The 24,920-nt window shown below is 73.5% G+C and carries 23 protein-coding genes; 14 read left to right on the forward strand and 9 right to left on the reverse strand.

Annotated elements, in window-relative coordinates:
* The first annotated feature begins 197 nt into the window (after positions 1-197).
* From IL992_RS20600 to IL992_RS20630, 7 genes are read left to right on the forward strand one after another with little or no spacing between them, the layout of a single operon-like run.
* Entirely contained in the window at positions 198-1,472 is a 1,275-nt protein-coding gene (locus tag IL992_RS20600) for a YveK family protein (protein ID WP_193204979.1), read from the forward strand.
* Positions 1,469-2,827, forward strand: a complete 1,359-nt coding sequence (locus IL992_RS20605; RefSeq protein WP_319018695.1) for a hypothetical protein — start codon at positions 1,469-1,471, stop codon at positions 2,825-2,827. The genes IL992_RS20600 and IL992_RS20605 overlap by 4 nt, the downstream gene beginning before the upstream one ends.
* Positions 2,824-3,774, forward strand: coding sequence for a hypothetical protein (locus tag IL992_RS20610; RefSeq protein ID WP_193204980.1), 951 nt, complete (start codon positions 2,824-2,826; stop codon positions 3,772-3,774). The genes IL992_RS20605 and IL992_RS20610 overlap by 4 nt, the downstream gene beginning before the upstream one ends.
* The gene (locus tag IL992_RS20615; protein WP_193204981.1) at positions 3,771-4,625 is read left to right on the forward strand and encodes a sulfotransferase domain-containing protein; all 855 of its coding nucleotides are present in this window, start codon (positions 3,771-3,773) and stop codon (positions 4,623-4,625) included. Before IL992_RS20610 ends, IL992_RS20615 begins: the two co-directional genes overlap by 4 nt.
* A gap of 26 nt (positions 4,626-4,651) precedes the next feature.
* The gene (locus IL992_RS20620; RefSeq protein ID WP_193204982.1) at positions 4,652-5,941 is read left to right on the forward strand and encodes a lipopolysaccharide biosynthesis protein; all 1,290 of its coding nucleotides are present in this window, start codon (positions 4,652-4,654) and stop codon (positions 5,939-5,941) included.
* Positions 5,938-7,005 carry a sulfotransferase domain-containing protein gene (locus IL992_RS20625; protein ID WP_193204983.1) on the forward strand — a complete coding sequence of 356 codons (1,068 nt, stop codon included), beginning with the start codon at positions 5,938-5,940 and terminating at the stop codon, positions 7,003-7,005. Before IL992_RS20620 ends, IL992_RS20625 begins: the two co-directional genes overlap by 4 nt.
* On the forward strand, positions 6,897-8,150 hold the full coding sequence (locus IL992_RS20630) for a cytochrome P450 family protein (protein WP_193204984.1): 1,254 nt from the start codon (positions 6,897-6,899) through the stop codon (positions 8,148-8,150). The genes IL992_RS20625 and IL992_RS20630 overlap by 109 nt, the downstream gene beginning before the upstream one ends.
* Before the next feature lie 198 nt (positions 8,151-8,348).
* On the opposite strand, the gene IL992_RS20635 is transcribed toward IL992_RS20630, so the two are convergent.
* Positions 8,349-8,849, reverse strand: coding sequence for a MarR family winged helix-turn-helix transcriptional regulator (locus IL992_RS20635; RefSeq protein WP_193204985.1), 501 nt, complete (start codon positions 8,847-8,849; stop codon positions 8,349-8,351).
* Positions 8,850-8,955: 106 nt separating this feature from the next.
* Between IL992_RS20635 and IL992_RS20640 the strand changes: the two genes are divergently transcribed.
* The 3 genes from IL992_RS20640 to IL992_RS20650 all read left to right on the forward strand — a co-directional run bounded on the left by IL992_RS20640 (position 8,956) and on the right by IL992_RS20650 (position 11,553).
* Positions 8,956-9,900, forward strand: coding sequence for an EamA family transporter (locus tag IL992_RS20640; RefSeq protein ID WP_193204986.1), 945 nt, complete (start codon positions 8,956-8,958; stop codon positions 9,898-9,900).
* Between the two features lie 190 nt (positions 9,901-10,090).
* A complete protein-coding gene (locus tag IL992_RS20645) occupies positions 10,091-10,711 on the forward strand; it encodes a cyclodeaminase/cyclohydrolase family protein (RefSeq protein WP_193204987.1) in 621 nt (206 codons plus the stop codon).
* Positions 10,708-11,553, forward strand: coding sequence for a bifunctional 5,10-methylenetetrahydrofolate dehydrogenase/5,10-methenyltetrahydrofolate cyclohydrolase (locus tag IL992_RS20650; protein ID WP_193204988.1), 846 nt, complete (start codon positions 10,708-10,710; stop codon positions 11,551-11,553). Before IL992_RS20645 ends, IL992_RS20650 begins: the two co-directional genes overlap by 4 nt.
* Positions 11,554-11,566: 13 nt before the next feature.
* Here IL992_RS20650 and IL992_RS20655 read toward each other — a convergent pair whose 3' ends face one another.
* The gene (locus IL992_RS20655) at positions 11,567-12,817 is read right to left on the reverse strand and encodes an MFS transporter (RefSeq protein WP_193204989.1); all 1,251 of its coding nucleotides are present in this window, start codon (positions 12,815-12,817) and stop codon (positions 11,567-11,569) included.
* Positions 12,818-12,987: 170 nt separating this feature from the next.
* On the opposite strand from IL992_RS20655, the gene IL992_RS20660 reads away from it, so the two are divergent.
* The gene (locus IL992_RS20660) at positions 12,988-13,302 is read left to right on the forward strand and encodes a YciI family protein (protein ID WP_193204990.1); all 315 of its coding nucleotides are present in this window, start codon (positions 12,988-12,990) and stop codon (positions 13,300-13,302) included.
* A complete protein-coding gene (locus IL992_RS20665; RefSeq protein WP_193204991.1) occupies positions 13,299-14,558 on the forward strand; it encodes an RNA polymerase sigma factor in 1,260 nt (419 codons plus the stop codon). Before IL992_RS20660 ends, IL992_RS20665 begins: the two co-directional genes overlap by 4 nt.
* 128 nt (positions 14,559-14,686) lie before the next feature.
* On the opposite strand, the gene IL992_RS20670 is transcribed toward IL992_RS20665, so the two are convergent.
* Genes IL992_RS20670 through IL992_RS20680 form a run of 3 tightly spaced genes read right to left on the reverse strand, consistent with a single transcriptional unit; the run spans position 14,687 to position 16,925 of the window.
* The gene (locus IL992_RS20670; RefSeq protein WP_193204992.1) at positions 14,687-15,928 is read right to left on the reverse strand and encodes an RNA polymerase sigma factor; all 1,242 of its coding nucleotides are present in this window, start codon (positions 15,926-15,928) and stop codon (positions 14,687-14,689) included.
* Positions 15,925-16,248, reverse strand: a complete 324-nt coding sequence (locus IL992_RS20675) for a YciI family protein (RefSeq protein WP_193204993.1) — start codon at positions 16,246-16,248, stop codon at positions 15,925-15,927. Before IL992_RS20675 ends, IL992_RS20670 begins: the two co-directional genes overlap by 4 nt.
* 53 nt (positions 16,249-16,301) lie before the next feature.
* A complete protein-coding gene (locus IL992_RS20680) occupies positions 16,302-16,925 on the reverse strand; it encodes a dihydrofolate reductase family protein (protein WP_193204994.1) in 624 nt (207 codons plus the stop codon).
* Between the two features lie 286 nt (positions 16,926-17,211).
* Here IL992_RS20680 and IL992_RS20685 point away from each other — a divergent pair, with 286 nt between their 5' ends.
* Complete coding sequence (locus IL992_RS20685; protein ID WP_193204995.1) at positions 17,212-20,607, forward strand: phosphodiester glycosidase family protein; 3,396 nt, start codon at positions 17,212-17,214, stop codon at positions 20,605-20,607.
* A 230-nt stretch (positions 20,608-20,837) separates the two neighbouring features.
* Complete coding sequence (locus tag IL992_RS20690) at positions 20,838-21,212, forward strand: DoxX family protein (RefSeq protein ID WP_193204996.1); 375 nt, start codon at positions 20,838-20,840, stop codon at positions 21,210-21,212.
* Between the two features lie 10 nt (positions 21,213-21,222).
* On the opposite strand, the gene IL992_RS20695 is transcribed toward IL992_RS20690, so the two are convergent.
* The 4 genes from IL992_RS20695 to IL992_RS20710 form a co-directional block, all read right to left on the reverse strand.
* Complete coding sequence (locus IL992_RS20695; RefSeq protein WP_193204997.1) at positions 21,223-22,200, reverse strand: WecB/TagA/CpsF family glycosyltransferase; 978 nt, start codon at positions 22,198-22,200, stop codon at positions 21,223-21,225.
* Entirely contained in the window at positions 22,200-23,123 is a 924-nt protein-coding gene (locus IL992_RS20700; RefSeq protein ID WP_193204998.1) for a glycosyltransferase family 2 protein, read from the reverse strand. The genes IL992_RS20695 and IL992_RS20700 overlap by 1 nt, the downstream gene beginning before the upstream one ends.
* Positions 23,120-24,043, reverse strand: coding sequence for a sulfotransferase family protein (locus tag IL992_RS20705; RefSeq protein WP_319018696.1), 924 nt, complete (start codon positions 24,041-24,043; stop codon positions 23,120-23,122). Before IL992_RS20705 ends, IL992_RS20700 begins: the two co-directional genes overlap by 4 nt.
* A 171-nt stretch (positions 24,044-24,214) precedes the next feature.
* The gene (locus IL992_RS20710) at positions 24,215-24,904 is read right to left on the reverse strand and encodes a helix-turn-helix transcriptional regulator (protein ID WP_226873417.1); all 690 of its coding nucleotides are present in this window, start codon (positions 24,902-24,904) and stop codon (positions 24,215-24,217) included.
* Positions 24,905-24,920: the final 16 nt, after the last annotated feature.

A 24,920-nucleotide genomic window follows, 5' to 3' on the forward strand; every position in this document is an offset into this window, starting at 1 on the left:
CATCGGCTAATTGAGCGGCCATTTCCTGACGCGAATTCGGCAATAGCCGGGGACGAAACTCCGCGGCGGCTTATAGTTCGAGACCGGATCCCGCCGGACCACCGCCGGGACCACGAACGCGCCCGGCCGCCCCTCCCCTCGTCCCGGGGGCCACCGATGGCCGCGGCCGCGTGACGAACGAGGGCACGGGGAGTTCCATGAGCCTGCCGCCGCACAGCCGCGACCTTTCCGAATACGGTTCGGTGCTCGGGCGCAGGCGCCTGATCGCCACCGTCTGCCTGATCGCGGGAGTCGGCGGCGGGGCCGCGGCGCTCGCGGTGACCCCCGAGCGCTACACCGCGGTCGCCCAGGTGCAGGTGTTGCCGACCGGCGCGCAGGAACAGTTCAACGTGCCGAGCTCCCGGCAACGGGAACCGCTCAACCTCGACACCGAATCGCAGGTCGCCCGGTCGGCGGTCGTTTCCGCGCTGGCCGCCGCGATTCTCGGGAATCCGGATCCGGAGGAATTGCGGGAGCACGTGACAGTGGACGTTCCTCCTAATTCCGCCATTCTCTCCATTTCTTACTCGGCGTCCGATCCCCGGGCCGCAGCCGCGGGAGCCCAGGCGTACGCGGAGGCCTATCTGCGCAACCGCGCCCGCGCCGCCGAGGACGCGATCGACGCCCAGTTGAAGCTGATCGCGGCGCGGCTGCGCGAGGTCAAGGACGACCTCGACGAGACCACCACGACCCAGGCGGCGACCACCCACACCACCCAGGCCGCCCAGACCACTCAGGCCGCGACCGCCCAGACCGCGGCGGGGCCGGGAACGGCCAGGCGGCAGGCCATGCTCGCCCGGCAGGTGTCGGACCTCACGCTGCGCTACGACGCGCTCAAGACCGTCGCGGTGACGCCGGGCACGGTGATCAGCCCCGCCAGGCCGCCCGCGCGGCCCGCCCATCCGAGCCCTCCGCTCTTCCTCGGCAGCGGCCTGTTCCTCGGCGTACTCGCCGGGGCGGGGGCCGCGTTCGGCCGCGACCGGCTCGACACCCGCATCCGCACCGGCGCGGACATCGAGAGGCTGTGCGGCCTGCCGCTGCTCGCCGAGCTTCCCGCCCGGCCGGATCAGGCGTGCCTCGACGAGATGGCCGCCGCCGTCGCCACGTCGCTGGGCGGCGGGCCCCACCGGCTGCTCCTCGAAGGCGTGGGGGCGGGGAGCCCCGAAGGCGTGGGGGCACAGAGCACCGTCAGGCCGCTCGCCAAGGGCCTCGGCTCCGCGCTGGCGCATCTGGTGCCGGTGACGGTCGTGACCGGCCGGTCCGCCCATCCCGACGCCGCCCTGCTGCTGGTCGGCCTGCGGCGGACGACCTCCCCGGAGGTCACCCGGGCCGTACGGCAACTCGCCCGGCAGGGCGCCCGCGTGCTCGGCGCCGTCGCGGTGCCGCCGGGGTTCGTCGCACCCGTCCCCGAGACCGCGGAGTGGGGCGTGTGAGCGCCTCCGGCCCCCGCACCGCCCTGCCACCGGCGGCCCGCCCCCGCCCCCGGCACCGGCGCCGTCCCGCGCGGGCGGCGTGGCCGATCGCGGCGTTCCTGCTCGGTTATCCGGTCTGGTGGGCGCTCGGCCTGGGCGGCCTGTCGGTGGTGGTGCTGGCCGTGCCGATGGCGGCGGTGCTGTGGCGCAGGCGGCCGATCCGCGCGCCGAAGGGCTTCGGCCTGTGGGCGCTGCTGCTGGTGGCCTACCTGGTCAGCGCGCTCGCGCTCGCCGAGACGCCGGACGGCACGTACGGCGAGCTCGCCGCCGGCCGGGTCATCGGCTACCTGATGCGGCTGGCCGTCTACGTCTCGCTCCTGATCACGGTGCTCTACCTGGGCAACCTGACCCATGACGAGCTGCCGCAGCGCACCCTGGTCAGGTGGCTCGGCGTGCTGTTCCTGACGGCCGTCGCGGGCGGGCTGCTCGGCGTGCTCGCGCCGGGCTTCGCGTTCACCTCACCGCTGGAGATGGCGCTGCCGTCGTCGATCGCCGGCAATCCGTTCGTCGCCAACCTGATCCATCCGACGGCGGCCCAGATGCAGCACGTGCTCGGGCACGCCGAGCCGCGCCCGGAGGCGCCGTTCGAATGGGCCAACGCCTGGGGCAGCGACGTCTCGGTGCTGGTGATCTGGTTCGTGGTGGGCTGGTGGACCTACGGCGGGCCATACCGGCGCGTGGCGGCCGTGCTCGCGCTCGCCGCCGCCGCAGTCCCGGTCGTCTACTCGCTCAACCGGGGCCTGTGGATCGGGCTCGGGATCTCGGCGGCCTACCTGATGATCCGGGGCGCACGCCCCCTCCTGGCCGGGGCGGTCGCCGCCGTCGCCGCGGCGGCGTTCCTGCTGTCACCGCTGAGCACGATCGTCGTGCAACGGCTGGACAACCCGCACAGCAACGGCATCCGCGCGTTCACGGTCGCGGCCACCGTCCGGGTCGCGGCCTCGTCGCCGGTCATCGGCTACGGCAACACGCGCAACGCGTACGGCAGCCACCGCACGGTCACGACGGGCCGCAGCCCGTGGTGCGTGGAGTGCGGCCATCCCCCGCTCGGCAGCGATGGGCAACTGTGGCTGCTGCTGATCAGCCAGGGCTTCGCGGGGGCGCTGCTGTACGTCGCCTTCTTCGCCGGAGCGGTGCGGCGCTACTGGGCGGACCGTACGCCGATCGGCAAGGCGGGGACGCTCGTGATGATCCTCGTGCTGCTCTACATGTTCGTCTACGACGGGCTGATCAGCGCTCTGACCCTGTATCTGATCTCCTTCGCCCTGCTCTGGCGCAACGCCGCCGGCACATCTGACCTCCGGGAGGCGCGATGAGAGACGCGGCCGATCGTCTCCACTATCTGGACGAGGTGATGGACCTGCTGTTCCCTTCTTCCCGGCCCGGCGCCCGGCCGGGCGTCCGCAGCGTGCTGCCGCACCGCCTCCTCCCCCGGCGGGTCGTCCCGCGCGCGTGGTGGCACACCGCGCTGGGCCGCGGCCTGCCCGTCGGCGGCGGGACCGACACGATCGAGACGCACCTGAGCGACGTCCTCGGCCGCCGGATGCGGGTCGTCGTCCACGTCAGGCCCGTCCGCCGCGCCAACCGCAAACCGATCCTGGAGGCGTACGACGAGTCGGGGCTCGCGGGGTTCGTGAAGATCGGCGACTCGCCGCGGGCCAGGCGGCTGGTGCGATACGAGAGCGAGGTGCTGCGCATGCTCGCCGGGCGGCCGTTGAAGGTCGTCGTGCCACCCGACCTGCTGTATCACGGCGAGTGGCGGGGCCTCGAGGTGCTGATGCTGTCGCCGCTGCCCGTGACCTCCCGCCGCGTGGGTTCCCGCCGCGTGCCCGCCCCCCTGCTCACCTCGGCCGCACGGGAGATCGCCGCCATCCGCCCGCACGGCGAGGAGACGGGCTCCGGGGAGGCGGCCTGGCACGGCGACTTCACCCCCTGGAACGTCGCCGCGGGGGCGGACGGCCGGCTGCTCGTGTGGGACTGGGAGCGGTTCGCCGTGGGCGTGCCACTCGGCTTCGACGCGCTGCACCACTTCTTCCACCGGGCGCTGCGCCGGATGCCGCCTCCGGTCGCCGCCCGAGCCTGTCTCGCCCAGGCGGGCGGGCTCCTGGAACCGTTCGGCGTCGACGTGGCCCGGGCACGCCGTACGGCGGTCCACTACCTGGTCGCCCTGGCCGAGCGGCACCGCCGCGACGGCCACGAGCCGCTGGGGCCGCCCGCCGTCTGGCTGAACCCCCTCGTCGATCACCTGGAGAGCCTGTTGTGAGGTCCACGCTGAAACACTCGGCGCACGCCGTCTCGCTCGCCGCCGGGAGGGCGACCAGCGCGGGCAGGGTGCTGCCGTCGTTCCTGATCATCGGGGCCCAGCGGTGCGGTACGACCTCGTTGTACCGTGCCCTCTCCCGGCATCCGCTGGTCATGAAGCCGGTGCTGCGCAAGGGCGTGCACTACTTCGACATGGCCTACGAGCGGGGCCTGCCGTGGTATCGCGCCCATTTCCCGCTGACGTCCAGGGCGCAGGCGCTCAGGTTCCGGTGGGGCCATGCCCCCCAGGCGTTCGAGTCGGCCCCTTACTACCTGTTCCATCCCCTGGCGGGAGCCCGCATCGCCGGAGACCTTCCCGGGGTCAAGCTGATCGTCTTGGTCCGGGACCCGGTCGAGCGGGCCTGCTCCGCGCACGCGCACGAGCTGGCGCGGGGGTTCGAGACCGAGCCGTGCTTCGAGCGCGCCCTCGCGCTGGAGCCGGAGCGCCTCGCCGGCGAGACCGAACGGCTGCGGACCGTCCCCGGATACGCGAGCCACGCGCACCGGCACCAGGCGTACCTGGCCCGGGGACGGTACGCCGAGCAGCTGGCCCGGCTGGAGCCGCTCGTGGGCCGTGACCGGATCCTGGTCCTCGACAGCGGACTGCTGTTCCGCGCCCCCGGCGCCGCGTACGACCGGGTGCTGGGGTTCCTGGGACTGCCCCGGCTCGGCGGCGTGGAGTTCGAGCGGCACAACGCCCGGCCGCGGGAGGCCATGCCCGCGTCGGTCTACCGGCGGCTTCGGGAGCACTTCGAGCCGTGGGACGCGCTGCTCGTCCCGTGGCTGGGAGCGGTGCCCTCGTGGCGGCGCTGACCGATCTTCCGCGGCCGGGCGGCTTGATGAGGCACGGAGTCGCCGGCCTGGCCACGGCGGGCGCCACGGCGGGCGGGCAGTTCGCGCTCGTGCTGGTGGTGACGCGGTCGCTCGCCCCCGCGGCCGCCGGGGCGTTCTTCACGGCCACCGCGCTGTGCCTGATGCTCGCGGGCGTCGTCCGCCTCGACACCGGCAACGGCCTCGTCCACGCCCTGGCCCGCAACCGGTCCGTTGACGGCGCCGGCCGCGATGGGGGCCGGCGGCTGGTCCGCGGGGTCCTCGCCCCGGTGGCGGCACTCGCCGCCGTGACGGGGGCCGGTGTGGTCCTGGCCTCCGGGCCGCTGGCCCGGCTCACCGGCGTGCCCGGCGGCGTCTGGGTCGTGCTGGCCGCCGCCCTGCCGTTCGTCGTCCTGTCGGACGTGCTGATCTGCGCCACCCGCGGTCTCGGCACCATGCGGCCGACGCTGCTGCTCGCCGGGGCCGTCCAGCCGCTCGGGCAGCTCGCCCTCGTCACCGCGGCCGTGCTCGCCGGAGCCCCGCCGCCGGTGCTGGCCGCCGCCTGGGCGCTTCCCTCCGTGGCGGGCGCGGTGCTGGCCGCCGTACGGCTGCGCGGGCTCGGGCCGTACGACGTGGGGGAGGTGGGCGCCTTCTGGCGGCACACCGCGCCGCGGTCGGCCGCTGCGGCCGTGCAGTCGGTGTTCCAGCGGCTCGACGTGGTGATCGTCGCGCTACTCGCGGGTCCCGCCGCCGCGGCCGTCTACACGGCGGCGACGCGGTTCAAGGTGCTCGGGCAGCTCGCCGGTCAGGGGCTCGCCCAGGCCGCGCAGGCACGGCTGGTCAGGGCCCTGGCCGAGGGCGACCTGGACGGCGCCCGCGCGCTGTACCGGACGGCCACCAGGTGGCTGGTCGTGCTCACCTGGCCGCTCTGGCTGGGGTACGCGGCGCTCGCGCCGTGGCTGCTGCCGCTGTTCGGGTCCGCCTACGCCGGCGGCGGCGCGATCGCGCTCGTCCTTTCCGCCACGATGATGGTCGCGACCGCCTGCGGCATGGTCGACGTCGTGCTCGTCGCGGGCGGGCGTACGGCCGCCAGCCTGGCCAACGTGACCACGGCCGTCGCCGTGACGATCGCCCTCGACGTGCTGCTCGTCCCCGCGCATGGCGCGCTGGGGGCGGCGCTGGGCTGGTCGGGCGGCGTGCTCGTGAAGAACCTGCTGCCCGCCGTCCAGGTCTACCGGCGCTACGGCCTGCGCCCCTTCGGTGTAGGCCGGTCGGTCAGGGCCGCGAGGGCGGCTGGGGCTGCGAGGGCGGCGTCATGACCGCCGCTCCGCCCGTGCTGGTCACCGGCCTGCCACGCAGCGGCACGAGCTGGGTGGGCCGGATGCTGGCGGCGAGCGGACGCCTGGTCTACGTCAACGAGCCCCTCAACCCGCAGCGCCCGCCGGGCCGCTCCCCCGGCGTGCTCGACGCGTCCGTGACGCACCGCTTCCAGTACATCTGCGCCGACAACGAGACGCCCTGGCTGGCGGCGTTCTCCCGTACGGTCGCGCTGCGCTACAACTGGTGGGCCGAGATCCGGCGCAACCACGGGCCCGGCGACCTCGCACGGATGGCCAAGTACGGCACGGCCTTCACCGTCGGCCGCCTGCTGGCCAGGCGGGCGCTGCTCGACGACCCGTTCGCGCTCCTGTCCTCCGAGTGGTTCGCCGGCCGCCTCGGCTGCCGGGTGGTCGTCGTGGTCCGCGATCCCGTGTCGTTCGCCGGAAGCTGGCGGCGGCTCGGCTGGAGGGTGGACGTGCGCGAACTGCTCGACCAGCCCCTCCTGCTGCGCGATCATCCGTACGTGGCCGAGCTCGGACCGCTCGCCGGGAACCGGGACGTGGTCACCGGAGCGGCGATGTTGTGGAAGGTCGCGAGGCGGGTCACCGACACGGTGGCCCGGCGCACCCCTGGCATCAGGGTCGTGTGGTACGAGGATCTGTGCGCCGCGCCCCTCGGCGGCTTCCGCGACCTGTACGACTGGTGCGGCCTGCCCTGGACCGGCCGCGCCGCCCGCCGGATCACCGCGGCCTGCACGTCCTCCCGCTCTGGATCTCGCCCCGCCTTCGCCTGGACCGGCCTGTCCCGTACGGCCTACCGCCCGATGGACTCCCGGCAGGCGCTCACGTCGTCCTCCCTCCCCCATGCGGACGCCGCCCGCGTACGTGCCCTGACTCACCCCCGCAACCCACCCCCGACCCCTTCTGCCCAGGACAGGATCACGGAAGGAACCACATGGACGCCTCCCGCACCCTCCTCGGACCCGGCTGCCCCATCCGCCTCGATCCCGCCGGCTCCGACATCCACGCCGAGGCCGCCCGCCTCCGCCGGGCCGGGTCGGTGACACCGGTGGAGCTTCCCGGCGGAGTCGTCGCGTGGGCGGTCACCCACCACGCCGCCCTCCGTGACGTGCTGGCCGACCCACGGGTCTCCAAGGACCCGCGCCGGCACTGGCCCGCCTTCATCGACGGGCGGATCACCCCGGAATGGCCGCTGTACCTGTGGGTGGCGGTTACCAACATGTTCACCGCACACGGCCCGGAGCACCGGCGGCTGCGCACGCTGATCTCCCCGGCGTTCACCCAACGCCGCACCCAGGCGATGCGCCCGCGCGTCGAGCAGATCACCAGCGAGCTGCTCGACCATCTGGCCGGCACCGCCCCCGGCCAGCCGGTGGACCTGCGGGAGGAGTTCGCCTACAAACTGCCCATGCGGGTGATCGGTCACCTGTTCGGCCTGCCGGACGACCAGCGCGACGACCTGCGCCGCGTGGTGGACAGCGTCTTCAACACGACGGCGGACATCGACGAGGTCCTCGCCACGCAGCGCGACGCCCAGGACATCCTGGCCGCTCTGGTCGCCGCCAAGCGCGACAACCCCGGGGACGACATGACCAGCGACCTGATCGCGGCGCGCGACGAGGACGGCTCCCACCTGTCGGAGGCCGAACTGATCGGCACGCTGCTTCTAATGGTCTCCGCCGGGCACGAGACCACCGTCAACCTGATCGACAACGCCATCACCGCACTGCTCACCCACCCCGAGCAGCGCGCCCTCGTCCTCAGGGGCGGCGCCTCCTGGGACGACGTGATCGAGGAGACCCTGCGCTGGCAGTCGCCGGTCGCCCACGTCCCGCTGCGTTACGCCGCCGAGGACGTCACCGTCGGCGACGTCACGATCCGCAAGGGGGAGCCCATCCTCGCCTCGTACGCCGCCGCCGGGCGCGACCCCGCCCAGCACGGTCCGGACGCCGACCGGTTCGACATCACCCGCCCGGGTCGCCGTGACCACCTCGCGTTCGGCCACGGCGCCCACTACTGTCTGGGCGCACCCCTCGCCCGGCTCGAAGCGCGCATCGCGCTCCCCGCGCTCTTCCGCCGCTTCCCCGGCCTCGCCCTCGCCGTACCCGCGGAGGAGTTGCGCCCGCAGCCGTCGTTCATCGCCAACGGCCACGCCGAGCTTCCGATCGTCCTCCGGCCCGCTCGCTGACCGCCTGGATACGGTCCCGCCCAGGAAAGGGCGGGCCGCTGCCCAAGAGTCGTGTCGCCGCAGTGCGGGCGTCGGCATTTGATATGCCGGCGATCTCGGCGATGGCCTCCGGTGACGACGTGAAGTAGCGGTCCGTGCGGTCGGCCGTCGCCCACGTTGTCCGCCGGCGACCACCGATCGTGACCAAGTGGCATCGAGCTAGCCCAAGGTGGTGTCGCCGAGGGAGGCGAGGAGGGTGCGCAGGGCGCCGGCGAGGTGGTCGCGCTGCCGGGGGTCCAGCGCCGCCAGCAGGCGCGCCTCGTTCGCGACGTGCGGCTCAAGCACCTCGTCCACCAGCGCGAGGCCGCGGTCGGTGAGCCTCACCCGGACCGACCGCCGGTCCTCCTCGTCGGGGATCCGTTCGACCAGTCCCCTGGCCGCCATGCGGTCGATGCGGTTGGTGATCGCGCCGGAGGTCACCATCGCCGCCTTGTTCAGCGCTCCCGCCGCCAGCTCGTAGGGCGGCCCCGATCGGCGCAGCGTCGCGAGCACGTCGAACTCCCAGCGCTCCAGGCCGTACGCGGCGAAGAACTCCTTCAGCTCCCGGTCGAGCAGCCGCGACAGCCTGCTGATCCGACCCATGATCCCCATCGGCCACACGTCCAGGTCAGGCCGTTCCCGCGCCCACTGCGTCATCAGCAGATCGACGGCATCGTCCATGGCGCGACCCCTAAACACTAAGTATCTCAACATTGAGTAGTTTGACGTCTATGCGAGTCTCATGCTGTTATTTCAACGTTGAGATTATCAACGAGGAGCAATCTTCATGAGCATGTCCGCCACTTCCCGGTCCGGTGTTGCCGGAACGCTCGCCCTCACCGCGCTCACACCGCTCGCCTGGGGCTCGACGTACGCCGTGACCACGGAGTTCCTGCCGCCCGACCGCCCGATGTTCACCGCGGTGATGAGAGCGCTGCCCGCCGGGCTGGTGCTGCTGGTCATCGGCCGCGTGCTGCCGCGGGGCGTCTGGATCTGGCGGGCCGCGGCGCTCGGCGTGCTGAACATCGGGGCGTTCTTCCCGTTGCTGTTCCTTGCGGCATACCGGCTGCCCGGCGGCGTCGCGGCCGTGCTGGGCGCGGTGGGCCCGCTGTTCGCGCTCGTCTTCGCCGCCCTGCTGCTCGCCGAGCGTCCGACCGTACGCAAGGTGCTCGCCGGGCTCCTCGGACTGCTCGGGGTCGGGTTGGTCGTGCTGCGCGCCGAGGCACGGATGGACATGGTCGGCGTGCTCGCCGGGCTGGCCGGGGCCGCGTCCATGTCGGCCGGGACCGTGCTGACCAAGCGCTGGGGTCGCCCCGAGGGCGTCGGTGCCCTCGCCCTCACCGGATGGCAGCTCACCGCGGGCGGGCTGCTGCTCATCCCGGTCGCCCTGCTCGTCGAGGGCGCGCCGCCGGCGCTCAGCGGCGAGAACCTGCTCGGCTACGCCTACCTGGGCATCGTCGGCACGGCCCTCGGCTACTGGATCTGGTTCCGCGGAATCTCCCGGCTCCCGGCGACGTCCGTCGCCTTCCTCGCGCTGCTGAGTCCGGTCTCCGCGGCCGTCATCGGCTGGGCGGCGCTCGGTCAGGCCCTCAGCCCGGTTCAGCTGCTCGGCATGGTCCTCGCCCTCGGCGGCACCCTGCTCGGCCAGGCCCCGGCCGGACCCTCCCGGCGCGCCGCGGCCCCGCCCGAGCCTGTACGGCCCGCGGCCCGGACGGCCTGCCCGTCCCGCTGACACGAACGAGTCCCTACGCGGAGCGACCAGCGGGACGTGGGAGGATTTTCCCGGCCGTGCCACGCGCGAGCTGTGCCACGCGCGAGCTGTGCCACGCGCGAGCTGTGCCACGCGCGAACTGTGCCACGCGCGAACTGTGCCACGCGCGAACTGTGTCATTCGCGCACCAGGACGACCGGAGGACGACGCGATGCGCGACGAGAAGATCAGTGATTTCCTGTCCCGCCTCGCCGATCGGGTGCCCGCGCCGGGCGGAGGCGCCGCCGCGGCCCTGCACGCCGCGCAGGCCGCGGCTCTGCTGGGCATGGTCGCGCGCTACACCACCGGCGAGAAGTACGCCGAGCACGCGGCCGTGATCGAGCGGATCACCGGCGAGACCGACGAACTACGGGCGAGCGCCCTGCGCCTCGCCGAGGACGACGCGGCGGCGTTCACGGCGGTCACCGAGGCGTACAAGCTGCCCAAGGACACCGACGAGGCGAAGGCCGCGCGATCGGCCGCCATCGCCGAGGCGCTGGTGGGGGCGGGCAGGGTCCCGGCCGAGGTCGTCGGCGTCGCGAGGAAGGCCGTCGGCATCGCCGAGGAACTGCTGCCCATCGGCAACCGCAACGTCGTCTCCGACATCGCCGCCGCCACCGAGGCCGCGCGGGCCGCGGCGACCACCGCCCGGGTGAACATCGAGATCAACCTCGGTGGGATCAAGGACGAGCGGGCCCGCGCCGAACTGGCCGCCGAGGCGGCCGGGGTGGACGAGGTCGCCGCGCGGGCCGAACGGGTCACCGCCGCCGTCCGTGAGGAGATCGCGAAGTGAGCGCCCGCGTTCTGCCCGGCAAGGAGCTCGCGGCGTCCATCCGGGCCGAGGCCGCCGAGGGGGCCGCCGCGCTCGCCGCGGCCGGTACGCCGCCCAAGCTCGCGGTCGTCGTCGCCACGGCGGACGAGTCCAGCGCCTGGTACGTACGCTCGATCGCCCGCGCCGCCGAGAAGGCCGGCATCTCCTGCGACATCGTCGACCTCGGCGCGGAGGCCGCCCCCGATCTGATCCGGGACAGGCTGGCGGCGCTGAGCGCCGACGACACCGTGCACGGGATCATCCTCCAGACCCCGCTGCCGCAGGGGGCGAAGCTGGAGGACCTGGCCGGTGCGATCGCGTTCGAGAAGGACGTCGACGGCGCCAACCCGCTGTCGCTGGGCCGCCTGGCCGCGGGCCTGCCCGCGTTCGCTCCGGCGACCGCCGAGGCCGTCGTGGCGATCCTCGACCACCACGGGATCGACCTGACCGGCCTGCATGTCGCGGTGGTCGGCCGGTCCACCGTGGTCGGCAAGCCCGCCGCCCACCTCCTGCTGGACAGGAACGCCACCGTGACGGTCTGCCACTCCCGTACGCGGGAACTGGCCGCCGTCACCTCCGCGGCCGACGTGGTCGTGGCCGCGGTCGGCCGGGCCGGGCTGATCACGGCCGAGCACGTGCGGGCCGGGGCGGTGGTCGTGGACGTCGGCACCAACCCCACCGAGGACGGCGGCCTGGTCGGCGACGTCGACGCGGTCGCGGTCGCGAACCAGGCCGGGGCGCTCACGCCCGTGCCCGGCGGGGTCGGGCCGGTCACCACCGCGCTGCTGCTGCGGCACACCGTGCAGGCCGCCGGCCGCGGCTGACAAGGCCGCACCGTCAGACGAGGGTCGAGCCCGACGGGCTGCGCGCCACCACCGGAGCCTTCCAGGCCACGGCCACCAGCAGCGGCACCAGCAGCGCCAGCGTCCAGGTCAGCCCGAGCGCCTGTGCGACGCGGCCGACGAGCGCCGGAGCGAGCAGCATGGCGGAGTACGTCATGGTGGTGAGCCGGGCGACCGCGGCGGTCGCTCCCGTGGCGCCCTCCTCCGTGCCCGCATGCCCGGCCGTGCTGAAGATCAGTGGCAGCGGTGTCGCCAGCCCGAGACCGGCGAGGGCGAACCCGGCGACCGCGAGGATCGGCGTGGGAGCCACGACCACCGCCGTCAGACCGGCGGTCGCCAGCGCGGCGCCGCTCCGCACCAGGACGCGTGCCGGGTGCCGCGCCGACAGCCGGTCGCCCACGAGCCGTCCGGCCGTCTGGCAGGCGGTGAAGGCGACGAGGCCCAGCGAGGCCACGCCGAGCGAGGCGCCGCGGTCCTCGTGCAGGAACACCCCGCTCCAGGTGATGACGGCCCCCTCGCAGGCCAGCACCGCCGCGCCCATCGCGCCGAGGAGCAGGACACGGCGGGTCCAGCCCGTCCGCCATCCCCGCCGTCCGGCCACGTCGTCCGTACGCGCGGGCGGGTGTTCCGCGGAAGGCTCCTCGCTTGGCAGCCCTCCGCCCACCACCAGGACGACGGCCGTCACGACCACCCCCACGATCATGTAATGGGTGGTGAGGGACATGCCCGCCTGGGCGGCGGCTCCGCCGGTGAGCGACCCGGCCACGGAGCCGATGCTCCATGCCGCGTGGCAGCCGTTCATGATGGGGCGGTGTGCCGCCCGTTCGACCATCACCGCCTGCGCGTTCATCGCCGTGTCGAGCAGCCCGTTCGCGGCGCCGACGAGGAGCATGGCCGCGGCCAGATGGACGGGCCCGCCGGCGAGGCCCACCCCGAGCAGGGCGAAGGGAAACGCGACCGCGGCGATCCGCACCACCCACGCGCCGCCGATCCGCGCCGTGAGGCGCCCGGCGACCCGCGTGGCGGCGAGCGCCGCCACGCCGACCAGGGCGGTCAGGAGCCCGAGCAGCCCCTCCGTCAGCTCGTGATCCGCTTTCAGGGAGGGCGTACGGACCGCGAACGCGGCGATCAGGGCACCGTTCACGGCGAACACCGCCGTCACCGCCGTGCGCGCCCGTCCCACGGCTCTCCGCTCCCGGCCCTCTCGTCGCCGCTCCCGACCGGCTGCCCGGGCCACCTCGGACATGCGTCCCGCCTTCCCCTACGGCGCCTCCCGATGGGCGCCTCCCTGAAGGACGACGGCGCCGAGGCGGATTTTCGACATCCGCGCGCGACCGGATGTCGATTTCGGAGACTCACCGCGTCGTAGAGGAGAGCGGCCGCGCAGGGCGGCCCGTGTCCCTGAGGAGACAACCGATGAAATACCTGCTGTTGATCTGTGCCGAGGAGTCGGTCGAGGTCAGCCCCGAGCAGGCCGACCCCGAGCCGTGGATCGAGGAGACGGAGCGCCGCGGCGTGCGCCTCGACGGGCATCGCCTGTGCCCCGCCGGCGACGCCACGACGGTGCGAGCCGGATTGGTGACCCAGGGGCCGTTCGCCGAGACCAAGGAGCAGATCGCCGGATTCGACATCATCGAGTGCGAGGACCTGGACGAGGCCATCGAGATCGCCTCGAAGCATCCGGTGGCGTCGTTCGGCGCGATCGAGGTGAGGCCGTTCTGGCCGGAGTGAGCGGCGCCGACGTCACCCGGGTCGTCGGGCAGGCGTTCCGCGAGGAGTGGGGCCGCGTCGTCGCCACGCTGATCCGGCTGACCGGCGACTGGGACCTGGCGGAGGAGTGCGCCCAGGACGCCTTCGCCCAGGCGCTCGCCCGCTGGCCCCGGGACGGCCTGCCGCGCCGTCCCGGGGCGTGGCTCACCACCGCGGCCCGCAACCGGGCGCTGGACCGGCTCCGCCGCGGCACGACCGAGACGGCGCGGCTGCGCGCGCTGGCCTCGGCGCCGCCCGGCTCGACCTCGGAACCCGGGGAGCCGGATCCCACGGAGGAGGACAGCGTGCCCGACGACCGGCTGCGCCTGATGTTCACCTGCTGTCACCCGGCCCTGCCGCTGGAGGCACAGGTCGCCCTCACCCTCCGTACGCTCGCGGGACTGACCACGGCCGAGATCGCCTCGGCGTTCATGGTGCCGGAGACGACCATGGCGCAGCGGCTGGTCAGGGCCAAGCGGAAGATCCGCAACGCCGGCATCCCCTACCGGGTGCCGCCCGCACACCTGCTGGCCGAGCGGACGGCGGGGGTGCTCGGTGTGCTGTACGTCCTGTTCACCGAGGGCTACTCGGCGAGCGGCGGGCCGAGCCTCACCCGGCAGGAACTGGCCGCCGAGGCCATCCGGCTGGCCCGGGTGCTCGCCGGGCTCATGCCGGGCGAGCCCGAGGCGCGGGGGCTGCTGGCGCTCATGCTGCTGCAGGACTCGCGGCGCGCGGCCCGGTTCGACGAGGCGGGCGACATCGTCACCCTGGAGTTCCAGGACCGCGCGAAGTGGGACCACGACGAGATCGAGGAGGGGCTGCGGCTCCTGGACGAGGCCCTGGCGCGCCGCCGCCCCGGGCCCTACCAGGTGCAGGCGGCCATCGCCGCCTGCCACGCCACCGTCCTCGACCCGGACGACACCGACTGGCCGCAGATCGCCGGACTGTACGCGCAGCTGGCCCGGCTGGCGCCGTCCGCGGTGGTCGAGTTGAACCGGGCGGTGGCCGTGGCGATGGCCGACGGCCCCCTCGCCGGTCTGCGGCTGGTCGACGAACTGCGGGACGGCGGCGCGCTGGCCGGGCACCACCTGCTCGCCGCGACCCGTGCCGACCTGCTGCGCCGGCTGGGCCGTACGGCGGACGCGGCGCAGGCCTACGGGGAGGCCCTGGCACTCGCGCCGACCGACGCGAAGCGCCGCTACCTCGCCCGCAGGCTTGCCGAGACCGAGGGGACCTGACTTCGGCCGTGCCCCTGATGACGTACGTCAGGATCCTGCGGGGCGGTCTCGACCGGCCAGGCGCCCGTCCTGGCTCCCTCGTCCGGCCTGGCGTGCCCGGCCTCCCGTGCGAGATGCGTCCGTGGGCGCTACCGCAGTTGGTCGCGGCGGCGGGTCAGGGAGACGGTCTCGGCGGTGTTACCCGCCAGGTCGATGGCTTTGTCGTAGGCCGCGCGCGACTCCCGGCCGCGGCCCAGCCGGCGCAGCAGGTCGGCGCGGGTGGCGTGGTAGGCGTGATAGCCGGCCAACCTGGGCTCAAGACGGTCGACGGCCGCCAGTGCCACCTCCGGGCCGTCGAGCTCGGCGACCGCGATTGCCCGGTTGAGGGCGACGATCGGCGAGGGGTCGAGGCGGACGAGCTGGTCGTAGAGGGCGAGGACCTGCGACCAGTCGGTGTCGCGCATGTCGCGGGCGGAGGTGTGCACGGCGTTGATCGCCGCGAGAATCTGGTAGCGACCCGGAGCCACCCCGGCGGCGGCAGCGGCGAGGCGCTCGCGCACCAGCCGGTGACCCTCGGCGATCAGCTCCGCGTCCCAGGCCCCACGGTCCTGCTCGACGAGCGTGACCAGTTCGCCGCCGGCCGAGACCCGGGCGGGGCGGCGGGCCTCGGTCAGGAGCATCAGCGCCAGCAGCCCGGCCACCTCACCGTCGTCCGGCAGGAGGGCACGGATCAGGCGAGTGAGCCGGATCGCCTCGGCGGTCAGCTCGTGCCGTACGGGATCGGTGTCGGGGCCGGTGGCCAGGTAGCCCTCGTTGAAGACGAGGTAGAGGACGGCGAGGACGCCGGAGACGCGCGCCGGGAGATCCTCCGCCGACGGCACCCGATAGGGGATGCGCGCCGCCTTGATCTTGGCCTTCGCGCGGGTGATCCGCTGCCCCATGGCGCTCTCGGTCACCAGGAAGGCGCGGGCGATCTCGGGCATGGTCAGGCCGGCGACCATGCGCAGCGTCAGCGCCACGCGGGTCTCCATCGCCAGCGCCGGGTGACAGCAGGTGAAGATCAGCCGGAGTCGGTCGTCGTCGATGGCGCCGACGGGCTCGGGCGGGTCGTCGTCGTACACCATCTGAGCCTCCTTGTGCTTGTCGTCGCGCTTGTTCTCACGCCGGATCCGGTCGATGGCCTTGCGGTTGGCGGTGGTGGTCAGCCAGGCGCCGGGGTTGGGCGGGACGCCGTCGGCCGGCCACCGCTGTACAGCGGTCGCGAAGGCGTCGGCGGCCGCCTCTTCGGCGATGTCGAGGTCACCGAAGCGCCTGGTCAGGGAGGCGACCACCCGGGCCCACTCCTCGTGGTGAGCCCGGGTGACCGCCTCGCGGACGTCGACGTCGTTCACAGGAACGGCCGCACCTCGATCTTCCGATCGCAGATCTTCGACGCCTCGGTGGCGAGCTTGAGCGCCACGTCCAGATCGGGGGCCTCCCACACCCAGACGCCGGCGAGGTACTCCTTCGACTCCACGAAAGGCCCGTCGCTGAACACCGCCTGCTCGCCCCGGTTGTCGATGACCGTGGCCGTGTCGGTGTCCGCGAGTCCGCCCGCGAAAACCCAGTAGCCCTCGGCGATAAGTCGTTCGTTGAACGCGCTGATGGCAGGCTGCCTGTCCGTACTGCCGGGATTGCTCTTGTCATCGATCACGGAAACCAGGTATCGCATCTGAAGATCATCTCCTGTGGTGTCACGACAGCGTGGTTGGGTGGTCAGGGACTTCAAGCCGTTGGCGCATACTGCGGGCGCCCGGCCGGCCGGTAGACCTGGATCGTCACGCCCTTGGAGTCGACGCGCGACTCGACCAGGTCGAGCGCGAGATCCGGGCCCGCGTCGGGGAACAGCCGCGCGCCCTGGCCGACGACCACCGGGACGGTGATCAGAGTCATCTCGTCGACCAGATCGTTCTCCAGCAGCCACCGGGTCAGGATGCCACTGCCGTGCACCTGCAGCTCACCCCCCGGCTTGGCCTTCAGCTCTCGGACGGCGGCGGCGACGTCTCCGGACAGGACGATCGTGTCCGACCACGCCGGATCTGTGAGCGTGGTCGACGCCACGTACTTGGGCCGTGTGTTCAACGCTTCCACGACGCCCTCCCAGCCAGGGGCATCCTGGACCGTCATGGTCCCCCACGAGCCGGCGAACAGCTCGTAGGTCCGCCGGCCGAACAGGAACGCCTCGGCGCGCCGGTAGGTCTGGTTGATGAACGCGTGGGTCTCGTTGTCGCCCTTGCCCAGGGCCCATCCGCCGCGCTCGAATCCGTTCCTGCGGTCCTCGTCCGACGCGCCGCCGTTTCCCTGCACCACGCCGTCGACGGTGACCTGAGTGATGGTCGTCAGCTTCATGATCGCGGTTCCCCTGCCTTGGCGCCGCCCCTCGTGGGCGGTCTCACCTCCGCTACGAACACCACCGCCCCGATCCGACACCGCCCTCCCGGATTTCTTCAAAAAACTTCTTCGAGACGCCGGTCGCCTCGACCGCGCTCGACAGACATGGCGGAAGCGTAAAACCCCCTCTCCGCTCCGGGAAGATCTGTCGTTCATGGGGTGGTCATGGTGGCGTCATGCCGTGGACGGAAGATCGGTTTGGAGATTGTCTACCTTCAGGCCCGTTCTTGCTTGGAGGTACAAAATGCGCAAATTTGCGCACCTTGTCGCCGTCGCAGCGGTCGTCGCCGCGGGCTCCGTGACCGTCGGCGGGACGGCATGGGCCGAGGCGCCCCCCGGCGACAGGCCGGTCGAACCGCCCGGCTACCAGACCACCGTCCCCGGCGAGTCGGTCGAGGCGGCTCGCACCGACCGCGTGATCGCCCCCGGCATCGTGCTGACGTCGTTCGACACCTTCGGCCGTACGGGCTGGACCCGCGCGCACGTGCTCAACGCCGACCTGGCGGACGACCGGGTGGACGTGGGCATGGTCGGCGGCACGCTGACCGAGACGCGGGCGCTGTCGAAGTCGGCGGACGCCGCGGGAGCCGTGGCCGCGGTCAACGGGGACTACTACGACATCAACCAGACCAACGCGGTCATCGGCCCCGAGGTCAGGGACGGCCAGGTGCGCAAGGCGACCACCCAGCCCGCCACGGTCGCCTCGGTGGGCGAGGACAAGATCGCCCGGCTCGCGAGCGCGCTGCTGGAGAGCACGGTGACCGTGAGCGGCGCGGACCATCCGGTCGCCTCGCTCAACTCGGCGTCCCTGCCCGCGAACGCCGTCTCCGTCTTCACCGACCAGTGGGGGCCCGGCCTGCGCACGCTGATCGGCCACGCCACGCCCGTCACCGAGCTGGTCGTCTCCGGCGGCGTCGTCACGGCGGTGACCGACACGGTCACGACGACCCCGGTGCCCGCCGGGGGCCTGGTGGTCGTGGGCGTGGGGAACGCGGCGGCCCCGCTCGCCACCGCCAAGGCCGGCGACCCGGTGACGCTCACCACCGGCCTGCGCACCGACTCCCCCGCGAAGCTGCGCACCGCGCTGGGCAGCGGAGCGGTCCTCGTGCGGGACGGTCAGGCGATCGACTTCCCGCCCTCGACGGGCAACGACGCGCCGAAGCCGCGTACGGCGATCGGCTGGCGCGACGGCGGCAGGCGGCTCCTGCTCGTGACCGTCGACGGCTCGGCCAACTTCTCGGCCGGTCTGAGCTTCGACGAGACGGCCAAGCTCCTCGTGCGGCTCGGCGCCGACGAGGCGTTCATGCTCGACGGCGGCGGCTCGTCCGATCTCGTCGCCCGCACGCCCGGAGACGCCGGGGTGAGCGTGGTCAACACCCCGTCGGACGGCGGTGAACGACCCATCCCCAGCGGAGTCGGGCTGTTCGCCGCGAAGGGATCGGGGGCCCTCAAGGGCATCGCGGTGCGGACGAGCGCGCCGCGCGTCTTCCCCGGCCTCACCCTCCGCGTCTCCGCCGCCGGGTACGACGAGTCGTACGCCCCGGTCGCCCTCGACGGCGGCAAGGGCGACCCCGTCCGTTGGAACGCCGGGAAGCTCGGCACGGTGCGCGACGGCGTGCTGCACGCCGAGCGTTCCGGGGAGGGCGAGGTCGAGGCCCGCTCGGGGCGGGCGCACGGCGCGGCGGACGTCCGCGTGCTCGATGCCCTGTCCACCATCGCGTTCACCGAAACGAGCCTGACCCTGGACGCCGGCGGCTCGGCCGTCGTGGGGGTCACCGGCACCGACGCCGACGGCTTCGACGCGCCGATCGCCGCTCGCGACGTCGACCTGGACTACGACACGGCCGTGGTGAAGGTGGAGCCGCGGGACGACGGGTCGTTCACGGTCACCGGGCTGGAGGCGGCCGACGGCCGCGGCGCCGTGATCACCGCGACCGTCCAGGGCAAGGTCGCGCACCTGCCCGTCGCCGTCGGGCTGAAGCGCGGGTCGCTGGCCGAGTTCGACGGCGGCGAGCCCTGGGGCGTCTCGACGGCCAAGGCCACCGCCTCGGTGGCGAGCGTCGACGCCGCGGACCGTCCCGGCGCGGCGGCCGGCAACCACGCCCTCGCGCTCACCTACGACTTCACCGGCACCTCCGGCACCTCGGCGGCGTACGCGGTGGCCAAGCCCGGGCCGCTCACCCTGCCGACCGGCACCAGGCGGCTCGGCATGTGGGTGTACGGCGACGGCCGCGGGCACTGGCTGCGGGCCACGCTGCGGTCGCAGGGCACGACGAACGTCCCCTTCACCTTCGCCTCCGTCGTCGACTGGACCGGGTGGAAGTGGGTCGAGGGCACCCTGCCCACCGGCTTCACCGAGCCGATCACGCTGCTCAACGTGTACGTGGTCGAGACGTCCAACCTCGCCAAGGACGCGGGACAGCTCAGGTTCGACGGGCTCACCGCGCTGGTGGGGCAGGATCTGGCCACCGGCGACGCCCGGACCCCCGATCCGTTCGTCCTGGAGCAGGCCGACATCGACCGTTCGCGCTGGCGGTTCGCGATCATGTCCGACCTGCACGTGGGCGCGGCCGGAGGCACGACGTCGTTCGCGGCGCAGCAGGCGGCGGCCGCGCTGAAGCAGGCCGTCGCCGCGAAGCCCGACTTCATCGTGATCAACGGCGACTTCGTGGACAACAACACGCCGGCCGACTTCGCGCTCGCGGAGGAGGTCCTCAAGGCCAACGTGCCCGCCGACCTGCCGGTCTACTGGACGCCGGGCAACCACGAGTCCGGGGCCACCGCGACGGGAACCCTCGACAACTTCCTCGCCACCGGGCGGCACGCCCACCAGGTGTTCGACCACAAGGGCACCCGCTTCGTCCTGCTCAACACCACCCTGGGCGGGCTGCGGACGTCCGACTGGTCGCAGGTGCCGGAGCTGCGGCAGGACCTGGACGCCGCGGCGAAGGACATGTCGGTGAAGTCCGTCGCCGTCGTCTTCCACCACCCCCTCCGCGACCCCTCGGGGGCGGGCGCGTCCCAGTTCTCCGACCAGCGCGAGGCGGACCTCGTCGAGAAGTGGCTCGCCGACTGGCGCGAGTCGTCGGGCAAGCCAATCGCGTTGTTCACGGGCCACGCCCACACCGCCGCCGCCACCAGGTCGGACGGCGTGCTGGAGGTCACCACGCCGCCGGTGGGCAAGACGCCCTACAGCTCACCGGACAAGGGCGGGTTCTTCGGGTGGGACCTCGTCGGCGTCGACGCCCGGCCGGGAAAGGTCGAGGCGGGCCGCCCCAGCCCGGAGACCCGCGACTGGGTCGTGGCGCGGACGAACCCGCTGATCGACAAGATCTCCCTGTCGGCGCCCGGCACGCTCGCCCCGGACGCCTCGGCGGAGGTCTCGGCGACCGGCACCACCAGCGGCGCCAACCTGACGTTCCCGCTGGCGTACCCGGCCAGCGTGACGTGGAGCGGCGACCGCTCCCTCGCCCTGGCCGAGTCGGCCGCGGACGCGAAGAAGGCGGCACGCCGCCACGGCGTCGTCGCCGTCCTCGACGTGTCCACGCACACGCTGACCGGTGTACGGCCCGGCCAGGCCACCATCACGGTCACGTCGGGTGGGCAGACCGCCTCGGCCACGATCACCGTGGCCCGGTAGGCCCGATGCGAGCAGCCCAGTAGCCCGATGCGAGCAGCCGGATAGGCCCGATGAGAGCGGCGGGCCGGTCTCCCTCACCGAGGGCGGCCGGCTCGCCGTTCTCTCACGCGCGCTCGCGGTCGCTCTCATGCGCGCTCGCGGTCGCGACAGGCGTGACGGCGATCCGCGACGATGGCCGCAGCTCGCCCATCCGCTACATTTCGCTCTGAAGCCGCAAGAACGGACTCCCCATGAACGTCGTCCTGTGGGTCATCGCCGGCCTGCTCACTCTCGCCTTCCTCGTCGCCGGAGTGATGAAACTCGCCCAGCCGAAGGACAGGCTGGCCGTGTCCGGCATGGCCTGGACCGAGGACTTCTCCGCGGGCGCGGTCAAGGGCCTCGGCGCTCTCGAGGTGCTGATCGCCTTCGGCCTCGTCCTGCCCGCCGTCACGGGCATCGCCCCGGTGCTGACGCCGCTCGCCGCGCTCGGCATCGCCCTGATCATGGCCGGAGCGGTCGTCGTCCACGCCCGTCGCGCGGAGTCCCAGGTCATCGCCGTCAACCTGGTGCTCCTGGTGCTGGCCGCCGTGGTCGCCTGGGGCCGCTTCGGCCCGTACGCCTTCTAGCCCTTGCTCGCTAACCCTTGCTCCGCGGCCCCAAGGCCCTGCGTATCAGGGCGCCCGACAGGAGGCGGATGGCGAAGGGGAGGTCGTGAACCAGGTAGCGACGGGCGAGCCGCTGGGGCTCGCTGATCAGGCGGTACAGCCATTCGAGCCCGTGGTCGCCCATCCAGCCCGGGGCCCGGCGCACCGATCCGGCGGCGAACGCGATGGCCGCGCCGCACCCCACGAACCAGGCGCCCGGCAGGTCGGCCCGCAGCTCCGCGATGAGCCGGTCCTGCCGGGGAAACCCGAGACCCACGAAGACCAGGGACGGCCGCGCGGCGACGAGCCGCCCCCGCACCTCCGCGAGCGCCGCCGCGTTGGTCTCGAACCCGTACGGCGGAGCGTGGACGCCCGCCACGACCAGACCCGGATGCCGCCCGCACAGCGCGTCCCGCGCCGCCTCGGCGACGCCGGGCGGTCCCCCGATCAGGTAGACGGGCAGGCCGCGGGCCGCGGCGGCCCCGGTCAGCGACCAGATCAGGTCGGCTCCCGTCACCCGTTGCGGCAGCGGACGCCCGAGCAGGCGCGACGCCCAGACCAGCGGCATGCCGTCGGCAACGGCGAGTTCGGCCGTGTCGATCAGCGCGCGGAGCGAGGGGTCACGGGCGGCGGCACGGCAGATGTCCACGTTCGGCGTGACGACGTGGCCGCCCGTGCCGCGCTCCAGCGCGGCCGTCACCCGCGCGACCACCTCCGCCTCGGTGAGCGGGTCGAGCAGCACCCCGCCGACGCACACCCTGCCCACCCCCACCGTGCCCACGCCCACCGTGCCCACGCACGCCCTGCCCGCACGAACCCCGCCCGCCCGTGCGGCGGCCACCCCTATCCCGGCCGTCTGTGCCCGGACCGCTTGTGCCGGGACCGCTTGTGCCGGTACCGCCTCGGCCCACTGCCTCACCGGCGTCGCCGGGTCCACGGCCGCCGTACGCGCCGGCGCGGGCTCGGCCATCAGATGCCGTGGCCGCGACGGTGGAGGGCGTGCAGCACGGCGCGCGGGCTGACCAGACCCCCGGCGACCGCCAGCGCCACCGCCGCCCGCGGCTCGCCCGGCCGGGCGGAGAAGGCGCGCAGCGACCAGCGGGCGGCCTCGCGCCGCCGGCCGAGGGCCGCGTTGCAGAAGGCGAGTTGCCCGTAGACGCGGGCCGCGCCCCGCGGTTCCGCGGCCAGCCCGGGATGCCGGGCGAGCATCCACTCCAGCCCCGCGATCCGGTCGGCCCAGCGCCCCACGTAGTGCGAAGAACCCCAGCGCACCCGCACGAGCGGCCGGTCGACGTGGACGATCGGATGCCGCCAGGCGGCCCGCAGCGCGAGGTCCCAGTCCTCGTTCTGGCCGGCCGGCGCGCTCTCGTCCACCCACGTCCAGCCCCGGCGGAACAGGAACGTCGAGGAGTGCACCATCATCATGCGCGAGCGGGTGAGGTGCCGATGGGTCACCCGGCCGGTGCCGGCCAGCCGCGGCACCCGGCGGTCGCCGTACTCGACCTCGACGGCGCAACTGGCGAAGCCCGCGTCGGGCTCCTCCGCCAGCGCGGCGACCTGGGCGGCCAGCTTGCCGGGCAGCCAGAGGTCGTCGTCGTCGCAGAAGGCGACGAGATCCGTGCCGAGCACCGAGATCCCGGTGTTGCGCGCGCCCGGCAGGCCGGCGGCCCGCCGGTTGCCCAGCACGCGGACGCTCCGGGCAGCCCCACCGGCCCCCGAACCGGTGACGCCGGACACCTGCTGGGCGACGAGGGAGGCGGGGACCTCGTCGGCCACGACCACCACCTCGACCCGGTCGGCGTACTCCTGGGCGAGCACGCCGGTCAGCGCGGCTCGCAGCGGGCCGGGCCGGTCGCCCCGGGTGGGGATGACCACGCCGACGGACGGCCTCATCGCCGGGCTCCCGGCCGGTAGGCGAGGCGATAGCCGTAGAAGAGCAGAAGAGGGAGAGTGATCGCGGTGACCAGCCATCGCTGGAAGCGGGGCAGGGGCGCCGGACGGTGGCGTATCTCGATCGGTCCCACGGAGAAACGCATCGGGTTGCCGGAGACGGTGTGCGCGACGCCGAGCAGCGCTTCGCGGTCGTCCAGGAAGGCGAGGCCGCCGGCGGGAAGCCCGAGCCGCGCGGCCAGGCGTCCCAGCGTCGCGCGCGGATCGCGCACCAGGTCCTCGTGACGCACCCGGACGACCTCCACGCCCTTGCGGCGCAGCACCTCGAAGGCGAGATTCTGGGCCAGCCAGTGGACGGCGGTGCGCGCGGGCGTCCAGCGCGTCATCGGCCGCCCGTCCTCGGGCCTGCGCACCCTGCGCCGCCACGACGCGGCCACCGCCCGCGGATCACGCACCACCTGCACGACCCGCATCTCCATGATCGCCGCCAGGCAGTACGCCAGGGAGGCGTGCTTGCTGGAGTCGACGACGACCCGGGCGTCGGCCACCTCCGCCGCCGCCGCGTAGATGCGGGAGTACGACCGGACGTACTCGGCCAGTTCGGCCTCACGGGTCGTGAGCCCGAGGGCGAGGGCGGGCACACGGCGGGTCCGGTCGACACGGGCGCGCAGGCCGGGCAGCCACCCCGCCTGGCTCTGCCGCCACTGTCCGAACGCGCGGGCGCCCACCTTCGTCCAGAACGGGCACTGGGAGAACCGCTGCCCGCAGCCGCACGGCTCGTCGGCGCGTACCCCGCGGTCCCAGAGGTGGACGACCTCGCCGAGCGGCGCCACGCCGGGCACCTCGCCGAGAAGGCGTTCGAGCAGCGTGCTACCGCTGCGTCCCAGACCGCCCACGAAGATCACCGGCTGAGCGTCGGCCACGTGTCCTCCATGAATGGATGCGAAACGTGACGACCCTAGCGCGGAGGGTAATCGGATGGCCGCCAATCGCCAAAGGATCTACGAGCCCGCCGCCTGCAGCGGAACGGGACGGCCGGAGACGGGTGAAGCCGACGATGCCGCGAGAGGGCACGCTTTCGCCGGAAAGCCCTCTCAGGAGGAGCGCAGTTCGACACAGCACTCTCCCGGCCGGGGCACCAGGACGGCCCGCACCCTGGTGGCTTCCAGGCCGGTGAGCATGCCCTCGAGGAAGGCGTGGTTGACCCCGCAGACCAGTTCGGGGGCTCGCGCCGCCAGTGGATGAAACGGGCAGTTGCGCAGCCGTACACAGGTGGGAGACTCGCGGCCGGGCTCGAAGCCGTGCCGCGCGAGCAGGCCTTCGAGCAGAGTGAGAGCGCGTTCGGCGCCGAGCCGTCCGGGCTTGGCCCGGGCGCGTTCCGCGGCGCCGATCTCTTCGCCGCGCCGGCAGGCCACCCGGACCGCCGCCTGGCGGGCGCTTTCCCCCTCGCTCTCCGCGAGAACGGCGTCCATGAGGATGTCGGCCAGCACCTCGTGCCGGCGTTCGGGGATCGTGACGCGGATGTCGGTCTCGGTGGGTTCGTAGACCTTCGGGGTGCGGCCGACCTTGCGGATGCCGCCGACCGCCTCGTAGCGGGCGCGCAGCAGGCCGGCGTCGACAAGTTTGTCCAGATGGAAGGCGGCCAGCTTGCGGGAGATCCCGACCGAGGCGGCGGCCTCGTCCCGGGTCACCGGGCGACGCTCCCTGCGGATGTAGGCGTACATGCCCTGCCGCAGCTCGTCGTCCAGCGCGGCCACCGCACTGATCGCGGGATCCGTCGTCACCCTGCCACGATAACGC

Source organism: Microbispora sitophila (assembly GCF_014892245.1).
Classification (GTDB): Bacteria; Actinomycetota; Actinomycetes; order Streptosporangiales; family Streptosporangiaceae; genus Microbispora; species Microbispora siamensis.